Source organism: Arthrobacter sp. 10T416, assembly GCF_056394165.1.
In genome coordinates this window covers 25126-41384 of record NZ_JBFTHI010000016.1, presented here as the reverse complement: position 1 = coordinate 41384, position 16259 = coordinate 25126, and the positions used below count along the sequence as shown (strand labels likewise).

Below are 16259 nucleotides of genomic sequence, written 5' to 3'. Positions count from 1 at the left end.
CTTCTTCATTTGCCGGCGGAGTACCCCTCACGAACACAGGAGCTTTAACATTAGCGAGCCAAGAATCAATGAGCGTATCCGCGTCCCCGAGGTGCGGCTGGTCGGCCCTGCAGGCGAACAAGTTGGGGTTGTCCGTATTGAGGATGCCCTGCGTTTGGCTGCCGAGTCCGATCTTGATCTCGTTGAAGTTGCACCGCAGGCTAAGCCTCCGGTGTGCAAGCTGATGGACTTCGGCAAGTACAAGTACGAAGCCGCTGTCAAAGCGCGCGAGGCCCGGAAGAACCAGACCAACACGGTCCTGAAGGAAATCCGTTTCCGCCTCAAGATCGACACCCACGACTACGAGACGAAGCGCGGCCACGCGCTCCGCTTCCTCGGCGCCGGTGACAAGGTCAAGGCCATGATCCAGTTCCGCGGCCGCGAGCAGCAGCGCCCCGAAATGGGCATCCGTCTGCTCCAGCGCTTCGCCGACGACGTCGCCGAAGTCGGCGTCGTGGAGTCCAGCCCGCGCATCGATGGCCGCAACATGGTCATGGTGGTGGGTCCGCTGAAGAACAAGGCTGAAGCCAAGGCTGAGGCCCGCCGTGCAACGCAGCGCGCAGAGGCCAAGGCCGAGAATGAAGCCAAGGCCTCCGGCCGCGTTGACACTTCAGGTGGAGAAGCACCCCTGACCCAGTCGCTCGCCGACCTTCTTCCGGAGGGCTACCAGGTCCGGACCGAGGCGTCCGAGACGGAGGCGGCCGCGACGGCTCCGGCCACGGACGCTCCGGCGGCCGAAGCCCCCAAGGCCGAGCCCGAAGCCCCCAAGGCTGACGCGCCCAAGGCCGAGGAAGCCGCAGCCGAGAAGGCTCCGGCAGTCGAAACCCCGGCCCAGGACGAGCCGAAGCAGGAGGCCCCCAAGGCCCCCAAGGCGGCTGCTCCGAAGGCAGCGCCCAAAGCCGCCGCGAAGCCCGCGGTGACCAAGGAGCCTGCCGCTTCCAAGGCGGCGGCACCGAAGGCGCCTGCAGCCCCCAAGGCCCCGGCCGCGGCGGCAACGCCGGCTGCCGACAAGCCTGCACCGAAGCCGGCTGCGGCACCGAAGCCGGTCGCCCGGCCCGCGGCGCCCAAGCCTGCAGCACGGCCGGCGGCCCCCAAGGCCGCCCCGAAGCCGAGCAGCAAGAAGACCAACTAGTTCACGGCTGCCGGACAGGAATGTCCGGCAGCAAGCAACCAGCACGCCGCCCGCAGGGGTGGCTGCACGAAAGACTGCAGACCCCGTCTGCGGATACGTTAGGAGATCGGTTCCCATGCCGAAGATGAAGACCCACAGCGGTGCTAAGAAGCGCTTCAAGCTGACCGGTAGCGGCAAGCTGCGCCGCCAGCAGGCCAACCGCCGCCACTACCTCGAGCACAAGTCCTCCCGGCTGACCCGTCGCCTCGCCGGCGACAAGATCGTCTTCAAGGGCGACGCCAAGGTCATCCGGAAGATGCTCGGCATCTAAGTTCCAAGTTCTCGGACCTGTTGCCACCTGGCAGCGGTCCACTACCAAAAAGGCTTCTCAGGCCAGCCGGGACCTCCGGCAGTAGACGCTTGGGATCAGAATTCTGAAGGAGTACGCACGTGGCACGTGTGAAGAGGGCGGTAAACGCCCACAAGAAGCGCCGGGTTATCCTCGAACGCGCAAAGGGCTACCGTGGACAGCGTTCGCGCCTGTACCGCAAGGCTAAAGAGCAGCTGCTGCACTCGTTTGTGTACAGCTACGGCGACCGCAAGAAGAAGAAGGGCGACTTCCGCCGCCTGTGGATCCAGCGCATCAACGCTGCGTCCCGCGCCAACGGCCTGACTTACAACCGTCTGATCCAGGGCCTGAAGGCCGCTGAGGTCGAGGTTGACCGCCGTATGCTGGCCGAGCTGGCCGTCTCCGACGCCAACGCCTTCGCCGCGCTGGTCAAGGTCGCCAAGGACTCGCTCCCCGCCGACACCTCCGCTCCGGCCGTCCAGGTCGAAGCCGCTTCTGCCCCGAAGGCCGCCAAGAAGGCCCCCGCGAAGAAGCCTGCTGCCAAGAAGGCTGACGCAGAGGCCGCAAAGTAGTTCCTGCCGCCGTCGAAAGACAGCGCGTTCAAGAACCGGCTGCGAAAGCAACTAAGGTTCTTATATGAACGAAACCGGGCGCCCGCAAGACTTCCCACTCTCCAATCCCCGAGCCGATCGGGTGAGGAAGGTGGCACAGCTTGCCGGGCGCCCGGCCCGTTTAAAGCGCAACGAGTTCCTGGTGGAAGGCCCGCAGGCTGTCCGCGAAGCCCTGGCCCTGCACCAGAAGCGGGTCGCCGCGGGGGAGCCCGGCCTGGTCTACGAGGTCTACGCAAGCGAGGCATGCCTGGACCGGCACCCGGAACTGGAAACCCTCGCGGAGGGCACTGCCGCCTATCTGGCCACCGACGAAGTCCTGGCGGCCATGGCTGACACGGTCACCCCGCAGGGCGTCCTGGCCGTCTGCGGCACCCTGGACGTGGACCTGGACGCCGTCCTGAACGCCGGCCCGCAACTGCTGGCGGTCCTCTGCCAGGTCCGCGACCCCGGCAATGCCGGCACCGTGCTCCGGGCCGCGGACGCCGCCGGCGCCGACGCCGTCATCCTCACCGCCTCCAGCGTGGACATCTATAACCCCAAGGCCGTGCGCTCGACGGCAGGGTCCCTCTTCCACCTGCCGGTGGTGCTGGGCGCCGACATCGAGGAGCTCGTGGCCCGATGCAAGGAACGCGGCATCGGGATCCTCGCGGCCGACGGCCAGGGCCAGCTGAACCTGGACACCCTGCAGGACGAGAACGCGGCCCGGCGGCTCGGTGCCTCCGACGCCGAATCCCGGTACTCCCTGGAGCAGCCCACCGCGTGGCTGTTCGGCAACGAGGCCCAGGGACTCTCCGAGGCCGAACTTGCCCTGGCCGACCACCGGGTGGCCGTGCCGGTCTACGGTGCGGCGGAAAGCCTGAACCTGGGCACCGCGGCCACCGTGTGCCTGTACGCCAGCGCCCGCTCCCAGCAGCCGGTCGCCTGAGCTGAGGACTTGACCTCCTCTTAACGACGGCGGCTGTTAACGACGGCGGCTGTTAACGACGGCGGCGGGCCCCACCATCCGGTGGGACCCGCCGTCGCACTTTCACTATCCCGGAGCTGCCGGGACCATGGTTGGATGAATTAGGTGGTCTTGTTGCGGCCCGTGATGGCGCCGTAGATTCCGGCTACGACGAGGCCGCCGACAATGGCAAGGAGCCAGGAACCGAGATTCCAGAATTCCATCTTGCCGCCGCCGAACAGCAGGTCCCCGATCCAGCCGCCGACAATGGCTCCGACGACGCCGAGCACGAGGCTGGTGACCCAGCCGCCGCCGACCCTGCCAGGCATGACTGCCTTAACGATTGCACCTACAATGAGTCCGAGAATGATCCAGCCTAGAAAGCCCATTTCTCCTCCTACATATTCGTCGGCATTCACCTTAGGAATCCCGAATATGGCTTCAAGCTAACACAGCGCGATGCCGGTGTCAGTAACATCACACTCAATCGTTACGTAGCTCTTCCGGCCCCGCCGTGGCGCGTCAGCGGGCCCGGAACGGGTACGGTATTCCTTGCGGAAGCGGGCGCCGCGCGGCGTCCCGGACCATCCTGACAAACCCCTCCAAAGGAGACGTTCTCTTGGCTGCAAACGGCGGTACCAAGGCGATTATCGCGGCCCTTGCCGCGAACCTGACAATTGCCGTCCTCAAATTCATTGCGTTCGTCCTGACGCTGTCCTCATCGATGCTCGCGGAGGCCATCCACTCGCTCGCGGATTCGGGGAACCAGCTGCTGTTGCTGGTCGGCGGGAAACGGGCCAAGAAGGAAGCCAGCCCGGAGCACCCGTTCGGCTACGGCCGGGAACGCTACATCTACGCGTTCATCGTCTCGATTGTGCTCTTCTCCGTGGGCGGCCTGTTCGCCCTCTATGAGGCGTGGGGCAAGATCCAGCACCCGCACGGCATCGAAGGGGACTTCTGGTGGGTCCCGCTGGCCGTGCTGGTGGGCGCCATTATCGCGGAGTCGTTCTCGTTCCGGACCGCCATCAAGGAATCCAACCCGCTGCGGGGCAAGCAGAGCTGGATCCACTTCATCCGCAACGCCAAACAGCCCGAGCTGCCCGTCATTTTGCTGGAGGACTTCGGCGCCCTGCTGGGCCTGGTATTCGCGCTGTTCGGCGTCGGACTGACCCTGGCCACCGGGAACGGCATCTGGGACGCTCTGGGCACCGGCATGATCGGCCTGCTGCTGGTGGCGATCGCCGCCGTGCTGGCCGTGGAAACCAAGTCCCTGCTGCTGGGGGAGTCCGCCACGCGCACCGACGTCGCCAAGATCCGCGAGGCCATCGAATCCGACGGCACCCGCATCATCCACATCAAGACCATGCACCTGGGTCCGGAGGAGCTGTTGGTAGCGGCCAAAATCAGCATCGGTGCCGCGGACTCCGGCCGGGACATCGCCGCGGCGATTGACGCGGCCGAGGCCCGGATCCGCGCGTCCGTCCCCACCGCGCGGGTAATCTACCTCGAACCGGACGTCGAGCGGGTTACCGCCGGTTAAGTCCGGGCAGAGTCCTGCGCTGCCGGGGGCCGCTGTCCAGTACCGCCGTGCGGCTACTGGACCAGCGGCCTCTTGCGTTCCACCGCGCCGCTGAGCAGTGCGACGCCGAGTCCCAGGATGGCCAGCACGGCACCTACGAGGGCCGGGGCCACGTAGCCCCAGCCCCAGGCGATGACCAGGCCACCGAGGAACGCGCCCAGGGCGTTGGCCACGTTCAGGGCCGCGTGGTTCAGGGAGGACGCCAGCGACGGTGCGTCGGGCGAGGCGTCGAGGAGCCGGGTCTGCAGCGCCGGGACGAGCATGGAGCCGGCGCCGCCGACCACAAAGACCATTACAAACGCCGACCACGGCCAGTGCACAGCCACGGCGTACACCACCAGGGCCACGGCCACGCCGGGCAGTACCCAATAGATGGTGCCCATCACGGACCGGTCCGCGATGCGTCCGCCGACGATGTTGCCCACCACCATGCCCACCCCGTACAGGGCCACCACCAGGGGCAGCCATTCCGCGGGGATGCCGGCCACGGAGGTCATGGTGTGGGCGATGTACGTGTAGGTGGCGAAGAAGCCGCCGAAGCCGACGACGCCGATTAGCACCGCGAGCCAGACCTGCAGCCGCTTGAGTGCCCCGAGCTCCCGCCGGATGCTGGCGTCCGCGTGGGGCTCCTGGTAGGGAACGAACTTCCAGAGCATCACCATCGTGGCGATCCCAATGACGCCGACCAGCAGGAAGAGCAGCCGCCAGCCAAAGGACTGCCCCAGCCAGGTCCCGAAGGGCACACCGATGACATTGGAGACGGTCAGGCCCGCCATCACCATCGAGATGGCCCAGCCCCGCCGGGTCGGGGCGACCAGGGATGAGGCAATGACCGCAGCGACGCCGAAGAACGCACCGTGCGGCAGGCCCGCGGCGAAGCGGGACACCAGCATGGTGCCGTAGTCCGGGGCGATGAAGGAGCTGAGGTTGGCCAGGCTGAAGAACAGCATGAGCCCGAGCGCGAGGTATTTGCGCGGCATTTTGGCGCCGACGGCGGCCAGGACCGGGGCGCCGACCACCACACCTAGGGCGTAGGCGGAGATCAGGTGCCCGGCTTCCGGGGTGCCGATGTCCAGCCCCCGTTCCACCTCCTTGAGCAGGCCCATCATGGTGAACTCGGTGGTGCCGATGCCGAATCCGCCCATGGCGAGGGCAAGGATGGCGAGGGTCAGGTGGCGGGCGCCGGTTTTGGGCGTCGCGGGGGAGTCTTGGGTGGTTGTCATCCGTCTGCTTTTCGGGAATTGTCCGGGCCGGGGCCCGGAGAAGGCGGCGTCGTAATTCGGTGGGGTCTCTGTGCAGGGAACGCGGGGGACCTGCCCCGGTATTCCAGCGCCGGGCGCCGGGTCTCCACCATTGTCCCCCTGCAGGGCACCTGGGGCGCCCCTAGACTGGTGGACGTGACTGAACTCATCAACGTCGTCGGCGGCGCAGTGGTCGATTCCCTAACGTCCCCCCGGAACCTCCTGGTGGCCCGGCGGACGGCGCCGCCACAGTTCGCCGGCATGTGGGAGTTCCCCGGCGGCAAAGTGGACCCCGGCGAAACTCCGGAACGCGCGCTGCACCGGGAACTGAAGGAAGAACTCGGGGTGGAGGTCCGGCTGGGGCCGGAGCTGGCCGCCGCGGCACCGTCCGGCTGGCCGCTGAACGAACGGGCCGTGATGCGGGTCTGGTTTGCCGAGCTGGCGGCGGGCACGCCGGAGCCCCTGGAGGACCACGACGAACTGCGGTGGGTGGCCCTGGCCAACCCGGACGAAGTCCTGCGGCTGCCTTGGATCCCGGCCGACCTTCCCATTGTGGAGGCACTGCTGGCCGCCGCCGCGGCCGAACCCTCGCCAAACTGACACCTGTATGTCTACGCTGGGGCGAACCGAGAGGAGCTGGGCGTGCAGGTCGGGGTCAGACGGGAACAGCGTGCCGGGGAACGCAGGGTTGCGGCCACCCCCGAGACAGTGCGGCAGCTGACGGGTTTGGGCCTGTCGGTGCTGCTGGAATGCGGGGCCGGCACCGCCGCCGGGTATAACGACGCCGACTACGAGGCGGCCGGCGCGGTCCTCACCCCGGCCCTGCCGCCCGATGCACTGGATGTCCTGCTGCACGTCCGCCCGCTCACCCCCGAGACCGCCGCGGCGTTGCGGGCCGGGACCATCACTATCGGCTTCGCGTCCCCGGCCTCGGAGCTGCAGACGGTGGGGGCCCTTGCCGCCGCCGGAGTCACCTCCTTCGCCCTGGAACTCGTGCCGCGGATTTCCCGGGCACAGTCCATGGACGCGCTGAGTTCGCAGTCCCTGGTCGCCGGCTACCGCGCCGTGCTGGAGGCGGCCCTGCGCTACCCGAGGTTCTTCCCCCTCTACATGACCGCTGCGGGGACCATCCCGCCGGCCCGGGTGCTGGTCCTGGGTGCCGGCGTTGCGGGGCTCCAGGCGATCGGCACCGCGAAGCGCCTTGGCGCCCGGGTCTCAGCCAACGACATCCGGGCCGCGTCCGCCGACGAGGTTGCCTCGATGGGCGGTACCTTCATCAATCTCGAGCTCGACGCCCGGGCCGCGGACACCCCTGCCGAGGGCGCCGGCGGCTACGCCCGCGAGCTCGCCGAAGACCGGGCCGACCGGCAGCGGGCCCTACTGGCGCCGCACGTCGCCGCCGCGGATGTGCTCATCACCACCGCGGCGATCCCTGGCCGGTCGGCCCCGCTGCTGGTCACCGCCGCTATGGTCGCCGGGATGAAGGCCGGATCCGTGGTGGTGGACCTCGCCGCCGAGTCCGGCGGGAACGTGGAAGGCGTCATCGCCGGCCGGGACGTCCTGGTTCCGGTCCCGGGCGGGACCGTGACGCTGGTGGGAATGCAGGACGCGGCCTCGGCTGTCGCCTCGGATGCGTCCCGGCTGTACGCCAAGAACGTGGCCAATTTGCTGGCCCTGATGACCACGGACGGGAAGGTGGTACCGGACTTCGACGACGACGTCGTCGCCGGCGCCTGCCTGACCCACGACGGCGCCGTCCACCACGCCGGCACCGCGGCAGCGATGGAGGCCCTGAACTAATGGACGCAGTCACCTTGCTCACCGTGGTGGTACTCGCCGTCTTTGTCGGCTTCGAAGTGGTCTCCAAAGTCACCAGTAAGCTACACACCCCGCTGATGTCCGGCGCCAACGCCATCCACGGCATCATCCTGGTCGGCGCGATTATCGTCGCCGGCCAGGCCGGGGAGCCCTGGCTGCTGGCCGTCGCCCTGCTGGCGGTGGTCCTGGCCACCGCCAACCTGGTGGGCGGCTTTGTGGTCACCGACCGGATGCTGGAAATGTTCGGCCCGCGGAAAACGGCCCCTCCCGCGGATCCGCCGGCAGCCCGGACCGGGGCCGGGACCGTCGCCGGGACCGTAGCCAGCGACCCGGGGGAGGGCCGGCGATGAGCATCCTCGCCCCCGGGTGGACCGCCCTGCTGTACCTGGTGGCCGCCGTGTGCTTCATTCTCGCGCTGAAAGGCCTCAGCTCGCCGAAAACCGCCCGCCGCGGCAACGCGATCGGGGCCGCCGGAGCCGTGGTGGCCCTGGTGACGGTGTTCCTCTCCGCGCGGCTGGAGAACATACCGCTGATCCTCGCCGCCATCGCCGTGGGCACCGCCCTCGCCGTTCCCGTGGCACGGCGGGTGCAGATGACCCAGATGCCGCAACTGGTGGCCCTGTTCAACGGGGTGGGCGGCGGAGCGGCTGCCCTGGTCGCCGTACTGGAACTCGGTCACAGCGACGACCCCTGGGTCCGCCTCGCCGTGGTCTTCACCCTCCTCGTCGGGGCGGTGTCCTTCGCCGGATCGGCCGTGACTGTGGGGAAGCTGCAGGAACTGATCAGCACCCGCCCGCTGCTCTTCCCGGGGATGCCCGCCGTGATGGTCCTTGTCCTGGCCGGTGCCCTGACGACCGGCGCCCTCGTGGTGCTGACCGGTTCGCCCGGCTGGGCCGGCATACTGCTGGTCCTGGGCCTGGCAGCCGGGCTCCTACTGGTACTCCCGGTCGGGGGCGCCGACGTGCCGATCGTGATTTCGCTGCTCAACGCGTTCACCGGCCTCGCCGTCGCCGCGTCCGGGGTGGTGCTGGGCAATGTGCTACTGCTCGTCGCCGGGACCCTTGTGGGGGCCAGCGGCACCATCCTGACCAAGGTGATGGCCTCCGCCATGGGCCGCGGTGTCACGGGGATCATGTTCGGCGCCTTCCGCGGCGGCTCGACGGCGGGATCCACGGCCCTGAGCGACCAGCCGGTGCGCTCCTCCTCGGCGGAGGATGTGGCCGTTCAGCTCGGGTACGCCCAACGTGTCGTGATCGTCCCGGGCTACGGACTGGCGGTGGCCCAGGGCCAGCACACGGTGGCCGAGCTCGCCACAGCCCTGGCCGCCAGGGGAGTGGACGTGGTGTTCGCCATCCATCCGGTGGCCGGGAGGATGCCCGGGCACATGAACGTGCTGCTGGCCGAAGCCAACGTGCCGTACGAATCACTGCGGGAACTCGACGAGGTCAACCCCGAATTCGCCAACACGGACATCGCACTGGTGGTGGGCGCCAACGACGTCGTCAACCCTGCGGCGAAGTCCTCCCCGGGGTCACCGATCTATGGAATGCCGATCCTTGAGGTGGTGCAGGCGCAACAGGTGGTGTTCCTCAAACGCTCGATGCGCCCGGGATTTGCAGGCATCGAAAACGAGCTCCTGCACGATCCCAAAACCACACTGTTGTTCGGCGACGCCAAGGATTCATTGTCCAAGGTCCTCGGCGCAGTCAAGCTCCTCTAGCTGGCAGGACCCAAGCGCGGACCGGTCTCAGAACAGCGTGGCCTGCCCGGCCGAGGTGCCAGCCGGATGCCCGGCCGCGGCTACCGGCTCCGGGATGCTCCCAGCCGGGTACTGGGCTTCCTCGTCCCGGGGATCAACGTTGAGGTCGCGGTGGCTGAACCCGGAGGACCCCAGGAAACCGTGCCGGGACTTGAAATACCGGATGCGCCCGGCCAGCCACTCCCGGTATTCCTTCGACGCGTAGGAGCCGGTGCCGTAGAGGCGGCGGTACCTGCCGGCGAGCTGGGGATGTTCGCGGGCAATCCACTGCATAAACCATTCGCGGGTGCCTGGCTTGAGGTAAAGGGCGCCGGCCGTGACACCGGTAGCGCCGGCCGCCGCCAGCGAGCCGAAGAGTGAATCCAAGGCCTCGTCGGAGTCGGAGAGCCAGGGCAGGATCGGCATGGCCATCACACCGCAGGGAAGGCCGGCCTCCCGCAGGCGGGAGACCAGTTTCAGCCGTGCCCGCGGGCCGGGGGTCCCAGGTTCCACGGCCTCGGAGAGCGTCTCGTCCGTCATGGCCAGCGAGATCCCCACGCCTACGGGGACCTGGGCGGCGGCATGCTTGAGCAGCGGGATGTCGCGGGACAGCAACGTACCTTTGGTGAGGATGGAAAGCGGAGTGCCGGAGTCGGCCAGGGCGCCGATGATCCCGGGCATCAGCCGGTAGCGGCCCTCGGCGCGCTGGTACGGGTCCGTGTTGGTGCCCAGGGCCACGTGCTGGCGCTGCCAGGATGCCTTGGCCAATTCTTTGCGCAGGACCTCCGCTGCGTTGATTTTCACCACCACCTGGCTGTCAAAGTCCAGGCCGGCGTCGAAGTCCAGGTACGTGTGGCTCTTGCGGGCGAAGCAGTAGACGCAGGCGTGGCTGCAGCCACGGTAGGGATTGACGGTCCAGTCGAAGGGCATACGGGAACCGGCGACCACCTTGTTGAGCACCGATTTGGCAGTGACCTCATGGAAAGTGACCCCGGCAAACTCGGGGGTGGAGACGGACCGGACCAGTCCGGCCAGCGGGAGGAGCGCGGGAGCGGCCTGCGCCGGACCGCGCCCGGGCCCGGTGCCTGACCGGTCAGCTGGTTCTCCGGTGGCTGGTTCGGCGGGCTTCAGTGCTTGCGCGTCCCATCTCATGAGTACATTCGAATATATGTTCGAAGTTAAGTCAAGGACTGCGGCACCAGGATTCTGCGTTGCAGCCGGCAGTGCGTTGCTAGGCTGGGCGCATGATCCTCCTGACCGGCTTTGAACCCTTCGGCGGCGAAACCAGCAACCCGTCCTGGACCGCGGCGCACCACGCGGCGGAGCTGCTCAGGGCCGACGGACACGACGCCGTGGCCGTCGAACTGCCCTGCGTGTTCGGGGAAGCGCTCACGGTCCTGGACGGGGCGCTGGCGCAGTACCGTCCGGAACTCGTGGTCTGCGCGGGACAGGCCGGCGGCCGGGCCCGGATCTCGCTGGAGCGGATTGCGATCAACTGCGACGACGCACGGATTCCGGACAACGCGGGCCACGCGCCCGTGGATGAACCGGTGGTTCCCGGTGCCCCTGTGGCCTACTTCAGCACCCTTCCGCTGAAAGCGGCCCTGGCCGCGCTCGCCGGTGCGGGGATTCCTGCCGAAGTATCGCAGACCGCCGGCACGTATGTGTGCAACCACGTCTTTTACGGCCTGATGCACAGCCTGCGGCTGACCCCCGCCACCCGCGGCGGCTTTGTCCATGTCCCGTACGGCCCGGACCAGGTGCCGGCCGGGAGCGGGTTCGCCTCGCTGCCGCTGGAACAGATGGCGCAGGCGCTCGCCGTCGTCGTCCGGACAGCACTGGCAACGACGGCGGATCTCAGGATCGCTGCCGGCGCCACCCACTGATTACTCCAGCAGCTCCCACACGACGTCGACGGCGGCGGTGACCTTGGCCCCGCCCGCCTCGACCGTCAATACCTCCGACGCGACGGCCCGCTGGATCCCGGCCAGCGGGATCGGGCCGGCATGGCCAGGCTGCCGGGTCACGGACAGGGCCCGGCCCAGCCGGGCTCCAGCCAGGGCGGCGAAGTGCCCGGCGGTTGTCACGGCATCGTGCCAGGCCGCTTCCCGGGCCCGGGCTTCCACCCCGGCAGGGTCGGCGAACCCCAGCTCCAGGCCGTTGAGGCGTACGTCGTCCCCGCCGGCGGCCACCGCCGCGGCGATGATGCGGGAGGCGTCGGCCATTACCCGGAGCCGGACACTGAGGCTACTCGTGGCCAGATACCCGGAGACAAGCTGGCCCCGGCCCTCCTGCCAGCTGACCTCGGCCCGGACGTTCAGCCCTGTTGTGGTGATGTCCGCGCCGGGCACATTCTGCCCGCGAAGCGCTGCCGTCACGGCGGCGGACGCTCTGGCGGCCTCCCCGTAGGCGGCCTCCACCCCGGGGCGGCGGCATTCGACGCCGAGGGAAAGCGTCAGCAGGTCCGGGGCCGCTTCCGCGGCACCGGTGCCCGTCACCGTGATGGTCCTGGGAGTTTCCGTCATGCTAGGCCTCAATCCGCCCGGAGGCTGTGGTACCGGAGTGCCGTGGCGGCCTCCGGGAGGGGTGTCGGGGAGTGGGCGGCGGGTAGCCGCCGGCCTGGAGCCCGGCGTTCCGCTCAAAGACGTTCGCCGACCCCGGGTTGCCGGTCCTCCACACGGACCAGCCGGCCGCCAGGAAGTACAAGGGCAAGAACGGAACGCCCAGGCACCAGGCGTATTGGGTGCTGTGCCGCTCCTCGTGGCCCAGCAGCACGGTGTTGTTCAGTGCCTCGGCCGCTCCTGCGCGGAAGAGCACCACGTTGCCCACGGTGAACGCCGCCGCGGCCGGCAGGGGCCAGCGGTAGCCCGTGGCGATGATGAGTCCGCGGGGGCCTCGGCGGAGCCGGGTCCGGGCGCAGGCCGCCAGCAGCAACCCCAGCGGAGTCGTCGCATTCAACACATTGGCCACCTGCCGCAGCCGCTGTCCGGACGTCATGAGGCCATGCTAGCGGGGGAGCCCTGCCGCCAGGAGGGCCCGGCCGTCACGTTCGGGCCCCCGGATGCGTTCATCTAGACTGGACAGGAGCGCCCGCCGGGAAGTTTGCGGCGAGCCCTGCCCTGTCCCTGCCCAGTGCCGACGACGGATGCGCGCGTGCTGCTGCGTCCGTTCCCGGCATCACCCGACTCGTAGCTAAGAACAGTAGATGACTGAAACTTTGCCGGGCGCAGCCGTCCCGAACCCTCTGGACGAAGCCGCCATCACCGCCGCCGTAGACCAAGCCGTCGCCGCCATCGCCGCCGCCTCGACGCTCGACGAACTCAAGGCCGTGCGGCTGGCCCACACCGGGGAAAAATCCGCGCTGAGCCTGGCCAACCGCGAAATCGGTGCACTGCCCAAGGACCAGAAGGCTGCCGCCGGCAAACTGATGGGAGTTTCCCGCGGACGCGTCAACAAGGCGCTCGCGGACCGCACSGTSGAACTSGAGGCSGAGAACGACGCCCGSATCCTGGTCGAGGAGACGGTGGACGTCACCGCCGCCCCGCGCCGCCGTCGTGCCGGCGCCCGCCACCCGCTCTCGACCCTGCAGGACCGCGTTGCGGACATCTTCGTCGGCATGGGCTGGGAAATCGCCGAGGGCCCCGAGGTCGAGTCCGAATGGTTCAACTTCGACGCGCTGAACTTCAAGCCGGACCACCCTGCCCGCGAAATGCAGGACACCTTCTTCGTGGAGCCGCCCGAGGCCCACCTGCTGATGCGCACCCACACCTCCCCGGTACAGGTCCGGTCCATGCTGGAGCGCGAAGTGCCAATCTATGTCCTGTGCCCCGGCAAGGTCTTCCGCACCGACGAACTCGACGCCACCCACACCCCGGTTTTCCACCAGTTCGAAGGCCTGGCCATCGACAAGAAGCTGTCCATGGCGGACCTGCGAGGCACGCTGGAGCACTTCGCCCGCCAAATGTTCGGCGAGGAAGCCCAGATCCGGCTCCGCCCCAACTACTTCCCCTTCACCGAGCCGTCCGCGGAGCTCGACATCTGGCACCCCGGCGCCAAGGGCGGTCCGCGCTGGATCGAGTGGGGCGGCTGCGGCATGGTCAACCCCAACGTGCTGCGCGCCGCCGGCATCGATCCGGACATTTATTCAGGTTTTGCCTTCGGCATGGGCATCGAACGTACCCTCATGTTCCGCAACGAGGTCGGCGACATGCGCGACATGATCGAAGGCGATGTACGTTTCAGCGAGCACTTCGGGATGGAGATCTAACAGTGCGTATCCCCCTTTCCTGGCTGCGTGAATTCGCAGCGGTACCGGCCGAAGCAACGGCCGAAGACGTTATGGCGGACCTCGTTAAGGTCGGTTTCGAAGAAGAAGCGGTCCACCGCCCCACGGACACCCTCCAGGGCCCCGTGGTGGTGGGCCAGGTCCTGAGCCTGGTCAAGGAACCCCAGACCAACGGCAAGACCATCAACTGGTGCCAGGTCCGGGTTGTCCCCGAGGGCCAGCAGCAGACCCTGACCGGCGAGGGCATCGACCCCTCCGGCGTCCAGGGCATCATCTGCGGCGCCCACAACTTCGTGGAAGGCGACAAGGTGGTGGTGACCCTGCCGGGCGCCGTGCTGCCCGGTGATTTCCGCATCTCCGCCCGCAAGACCTACGGGCACCTCTCCGCCGGCATGATCGCCTCCGTGCGCGAACTTGGCATCGGCGAGGACCACGACGGGATCCTGGTCCTCTCCCGCATTGGCCTGGACCCGGAAATCGGCACCGACGCCATGGAGCTGCTGGGCCTCTACGACCAGGCCGCCGAAATCAACGTCACCCCGGACCGCGGCTATGCGTTCTCGATCCGAGGCGTCGCCCGGGAGTACGCCCATGCCACGGGCACGCCGTTCACCGACCCGGCATCCAAGGTGACGGCGCCCGCCGACCTGGCCGGCGGCTTCGGCGTCAAGCTCAACGATGACGCCCCAATCTACGGCAAGCCCGGCTGCGACCGTTTCGTGGCACGCACCGTCCGGGGCGTCGACGCCACCAGGCCGACTCCGCCGTGGATGACCTCCCGGCTGCGGCTCGCGGGCATCCGGTCGATCTCCCTGCCGGTGGACATCTCCAACTACGTCATGCTGGAACTCGGCCAGCCCACCCACTGCTATGACCTGGACACGCTCTCGGGCGACATTGTGGTCCGGCGGGCGGCGGCCGGGGAAAAGATCACCACCCTGGACGCCAAGGAACGCACCCTCGACGCCGAGGACCTCCTGATCACAGATGATTCCGGTGCGATCGGCATCGCCGGTGTGATGGGCGGCGCCGCCACCGAAGTCTCGGACGTCACCACCAACATCCTGGTGGAAGCCGCGCACTTCGACGAGGTCTCGATCGCCCGCTCGCGCCGGCGCCACAAGCTGCCGTCCGAAGCCTCCAAGCGTTTCGAACGCGGCGTCGACTGGCACATCGCCCCGGTGGCGGCCCAGCGGGTGGTAGACCTCCTGGTCGAACTCGCCGGCGGCACCGCCGACGCAACGGGGACCGACGTCGGGACCGCCCCTGACGCCGTCGCCGTCGAACTGCCAGCGGGCTTCGCGGCGGAGCGCATCGGCATCGACTTCACCGAGGAGCAGATCCTGACCTCGCTGCAGGACCTCGGTGCCGTGGTTGAGAAGACCGGCACCGGGTACTCCGTCACGGCCCCGAGCTGGCGCACCGACCTGGAGACCAAGGAGGACCTCTCCGAGGAAATCGCCCGGCTGGTCGGCTACGACAAGATCCCGGCGACCCTGCCGGTGGCACCCCCGGGCCGCGGCCTGACCCGGGTGCAGCAGCAGCGCCGCCGGCTCATCCAGGCCCTGGCCGACGCCGGCCTCACCGAAGTCCTGGCCTACCCGTTTGTCTCCAAGGCTGCCAACGACACCTTTGGTGTCCCGGCCGCCGGCGCGGAACGGAAAGCGCTCAAGCTGGCCAACCCGATCAGCGAAGAGCACGGCTACCTGCGGACCTCCATCCTGCCCGGCCTGATCGAGGTGGCCAAGCGCAACCACTCCCGCGGTTTCCGCGACCTGGCGCTCTTCGAATCCGGGCTGGTGTTCCTGCCGAACGGAACGCTGGGCACCGCGTCCATTCCTCCGTTGGGCGCCAAACCAGCCGATGACGTGCTGGACGGGCTGTACGACGGCGTCCCGGACCAGCCGCTGCACCTCGCGGCCGTGTTGACCGGGTTCGATTCCCCCGCCGCGCCCGAGCACACGCCCCGGCCCTGGGACTGGGCCGACGCGCTGGACCTGGCCCGGCTCGCCGGCGACGTCCTCGGCGTCGAGCTGGTGGTCAGCCGAGGCGAGCACCAGGCCTTCCACCCGGGCAGGACCGCGCAGCTGGCCCTGCGCAGCGGCGACGTGATCGGTTATGCCGGCGAACTGCACCCGAAGCTGCTCGCAGCCCACGACATGCCGGCCCGCTCGGCGGCGCTGGAACTGAACGCAGACGCGCTGTTCGACGCCGCCGCCGATGTGATCGTGGCCCGGCACATCTCCAGCTACCCCGTAGCCACCCAGGACGTTGCCCTGGTGGTGGCCGCCGACGTCCCGGCGGATGACGTGCTGGCTGCCTTGCGCGAGGGCGCGGGGGAGCTGCTGGAGGACGTGTCCTTGTTCGACGTCTACGCCGGGAAGGGCATCGAGGACGGCAAGAAGTCGCTCGCCTTCAACCTCCGGTTCCGCGCGGATGACCGGACGTTGACGGCCGACGAGGCCTCGGCCGCCAGGGACGCCGCGGTCGCAGCTGCGCACGAGCGCTTCGGGGCCGTGCAGCGCTGACGCCCTGACGGACCCGA

17 protein-coding genes are annotated in these 16259 nt (G+C 68.6%); 12 read left to right on the top strand and 5 right to left on the bottom strand.

From position 1 onward, the window contains the following. Positions 1 to 91: 91 nt before the first annotated feature. From infC to AC1DBE_RS14835, 4 genes are all read left to right on the top strand, one after another. Positions 92 to 1171 (top strand): translation initiation factor IF-3, encoded by a 1080-nt coding sequence (infC, locus tag AC1DBE_RS14850; RefSeq protein ID WP_476971013.1) that lies wholly within the window; start codon positions 92 to 94, stop codon positions 1169 to 1171. Between the two features lie 115 nt (positions 1172 to 1286). Next, positions 1287 to 1481 carry a 50S ribosomal protein L35 gene (gene rpmI / locus AC1DBE_RS14845; RefSeq protein ID WP_009358635.1) on the top strand — a complete coding sequence of 65 codons (195 nt, stop codon included), beginning with the start codon at positions 1287 to 1289 and terminating at the stop codon, positions 1479 to 1481. Between the two features lie 119 nt (positions 1482 to 1600). Then, positions 1601 to 2071, top strand: coding sequence for a 50S ribosomal protein L20 (gene rplT, locus AC1DBE_RS14840; RefSeq protein WP_476878036.1), 471 nt, complete (start codon positions 1601 to 1603; stop codon positions 2069 to 2071). Between the two features lie 64 nt (positions 2072 to 2135). Next, the gene (locus AC1DBE_RS14835; protein ID WP_476971012.1) at positions 2136 to 3035 is read left to right on the top strand and encodes a TrmH family RNA methyltransferase; all 900 of its coding nucleotides are present in this window, start codon (positions 2136 to 2138) and stop codon (positions 3033 to 3035) included. A gap of 140 nt (positions 3036 to 3175) precedes the next feature. Here the strand turns inward: AC1DBE_RS14835 and AC1DBE_RS14830 are convergent, their stop codons facing one another. Then, on the bottom strand, positions 3176 to 3442 hold the full coding sequence (locus AC1DBE_RS14830; protein ID WP_476878038.1) for a GlsB/YeaQ/YmgE family stress response membrane protein: 267 nt from the start codon (positions 3440 to 3442) through the stop codon (positions 3176 to 3178). 230 nt (positions 3443 to 3672) lie between these two features. Between AC1DBE_RS14830 and AC1DBE_RS14825 the strand changes: the two genes are divergently transcribed. Next, positions 3673 to 4593, top strand: a complete 921-nt coding sequence (locus AC1DBE_RS14825) for a cation diffusion facilitator family transporter (protein ID WP_476878039.1) — start codon at positions 3673 to 3675, stop codon at positions 4591 to 4593. Between the two features lie 53 nt (positions 4594 to 4646). Here AC1DBE_RS14825 and AC1DBE_RS14820 read toward each other — a convergent pair whose 3' ends face one another. Then, positions 4647 to 5855 carry an MFS transporter gene (locus AC1DBE_RS14820; protein WP_476971011.1) on the bottom strand — a complete coding sequence of 403 codons (1209 nt, stop codon included), beginning with the start codon at positions 5853 to 5855 and terminating at the stop codon, positions 4647 to 4649. A gap of 174 nt (positions 5856 to 6029) precedes the next feature. Here AC1DBE_RS14820 and AC1DBE_RS14815 point away from each other — a divergent pair, with 174 nt between their 5' ends. From AC1DBE_RS14815 to AC1DBE_RS14800, 4 genes are read left to right on the top strand one after another with little or no spacing between them, the layout of a single operon-like run. Next, positions 6030 to 6473: a (deoxy)nucleoside triphosphate pyrophosphohydrolase gene (locus AC1DBE_RS14815; RefSeq protein ID WP_476971010.1), complete on the top strand. Its 444-nt coding sequence runs from the start codon at positions 6030 to 6032 to the stop codon at positions 6471 to 6473. A gap of 42 nt (positions 6474 to 6515) precedes the next feature. Continuing rightward, positions 6516 to 7673: an NAD(P) transhydrogenase subunit alpha gene (locus AC1DBE_RS14810; RefSeq protein WP_476971009.1), complete on the top strand. Its 1158-nt coding sequence runs from the start codon at positions 6516 to 6518 to the stop codon at positions 7671 to 7673. Continuing rightward, positions 7673 to 8041, top strand: a complete 369-nt coding sequence (locus AC1DBE_RS14805) for an NAD(P) transhydrogenase subunit alpha part 2 (protein ID WP_476971008.1) — start codon at positions 7673 to 7675, stop codon at positions 8039 to 8041. The genes AC1DBE_RS14810 and AC1DBE_RS14805 overlap by 1 nt, the downstream gene beginning before the upstream one ends. After that, positions 8038 to 9411 carry an NAD(P)(+) transhydrogenase (Re/Si-specific) subunit beta gene (locus AC1DBE_RS14800; RefSeq protein ID WP_476971007.1) on the top strand — a complete coding sequence of 458 codons (1374 nt, stop codon included), beginning with the start codon at positions 8038 to 8040 and terminating at the stop codon, positions 9409 to 9411. The genes AC1DBE_RS14805 and AC1DBE_RS14800 overlap by 4 nt, the downstream gene beginning before the upstream one ends. A gap of 27 nt (positions 9412 to 9438) precedes the next feature. On the opposite strand, the gene AC1DBE_RS14795 is transcribed toward AC1DBE_RS14800, so the two are convergent. Continuing rightward, positions 9439 to 10581 (bottom strand): Rv2578c family radical SAM protein, encoded by a 1143-nt coding sequence (locus tag AC1DBE_RS14795; protein ID WP_476971006.1) that lies wholly within the window; start codon positions 10579 to 10581, stop codon positions 9439 to 9441. 92 nt (positions 10582 to 10673) lie between these two features. Here AC1DBE_RS14795 and pcp point away from each other — a divergent pair, with 92 nt between their 5' ends. Next, a complete protein-coding gene (gene pcp / locus AC1DBE_RS14790; RefSeq protein WP_476971005.1) occupies positions 10674 to 11315 on the top strand; it encodes a pyroglutamyl-peptidase I in 642 nt (213 codons plus the stop codon). Here pcp and AC1DBE_RS14785 read toward each other — a convergent pair whose 3' ends face one another. Further along, positions 11316 to 11954 (bottom strand): SIMPL domain-containing protein, encoded by a 639-nt coding sequence (locus tag AC1DBE_RS14785; protein WP_476971004.1) that lies wholly within the window; start codon positions 11952 to 11954, stop codon positions 11316 to 11318. A gap of 1 nt (position 11955) precedes the next feature. After that, entirely contained in the window at positions 11956 to 12426 is a 471-nt protein-coding gene (locus tag AC1DBE_RS14780; protein ID WP_476878048.1) for a hypothetical protein, read from the bottom strand. A 208-nt stretch (positions 12427 to 12634) separates the two neighbouring features. Here AC1DBE_RS14780 and pheS point away from each other — a divergent pair, with 208 nt between their 5' ends. After that, the gene (gene pheS, locus AC1DBE_RS14775) at positions 12635 to 13696 is read left to right on the top strand and encodes a phenylalanine--tRNA ligase subunit alpha (protein WP_476878049.1); all 1062 of its coding nucleotides are present in this window, start codon (positions 12635 to 12637) and stop codon (positions 13694 to 13696) included. Positions 13697 to 13698: 2 nt separating this feature from the next. After that, entirely contained in the window at positions 13699 to 16242 is a 2544-nt protein-coding gene (gene pheT / locus AC1DBE_RS14770) for a phenylalanine--tRNA ligase subunit beta (RefSeq protein WP_476971003.1), read from the top strand. The last annotated feature ends 17 nt before the right edge of the window (positions 16243 to 16259 follow it).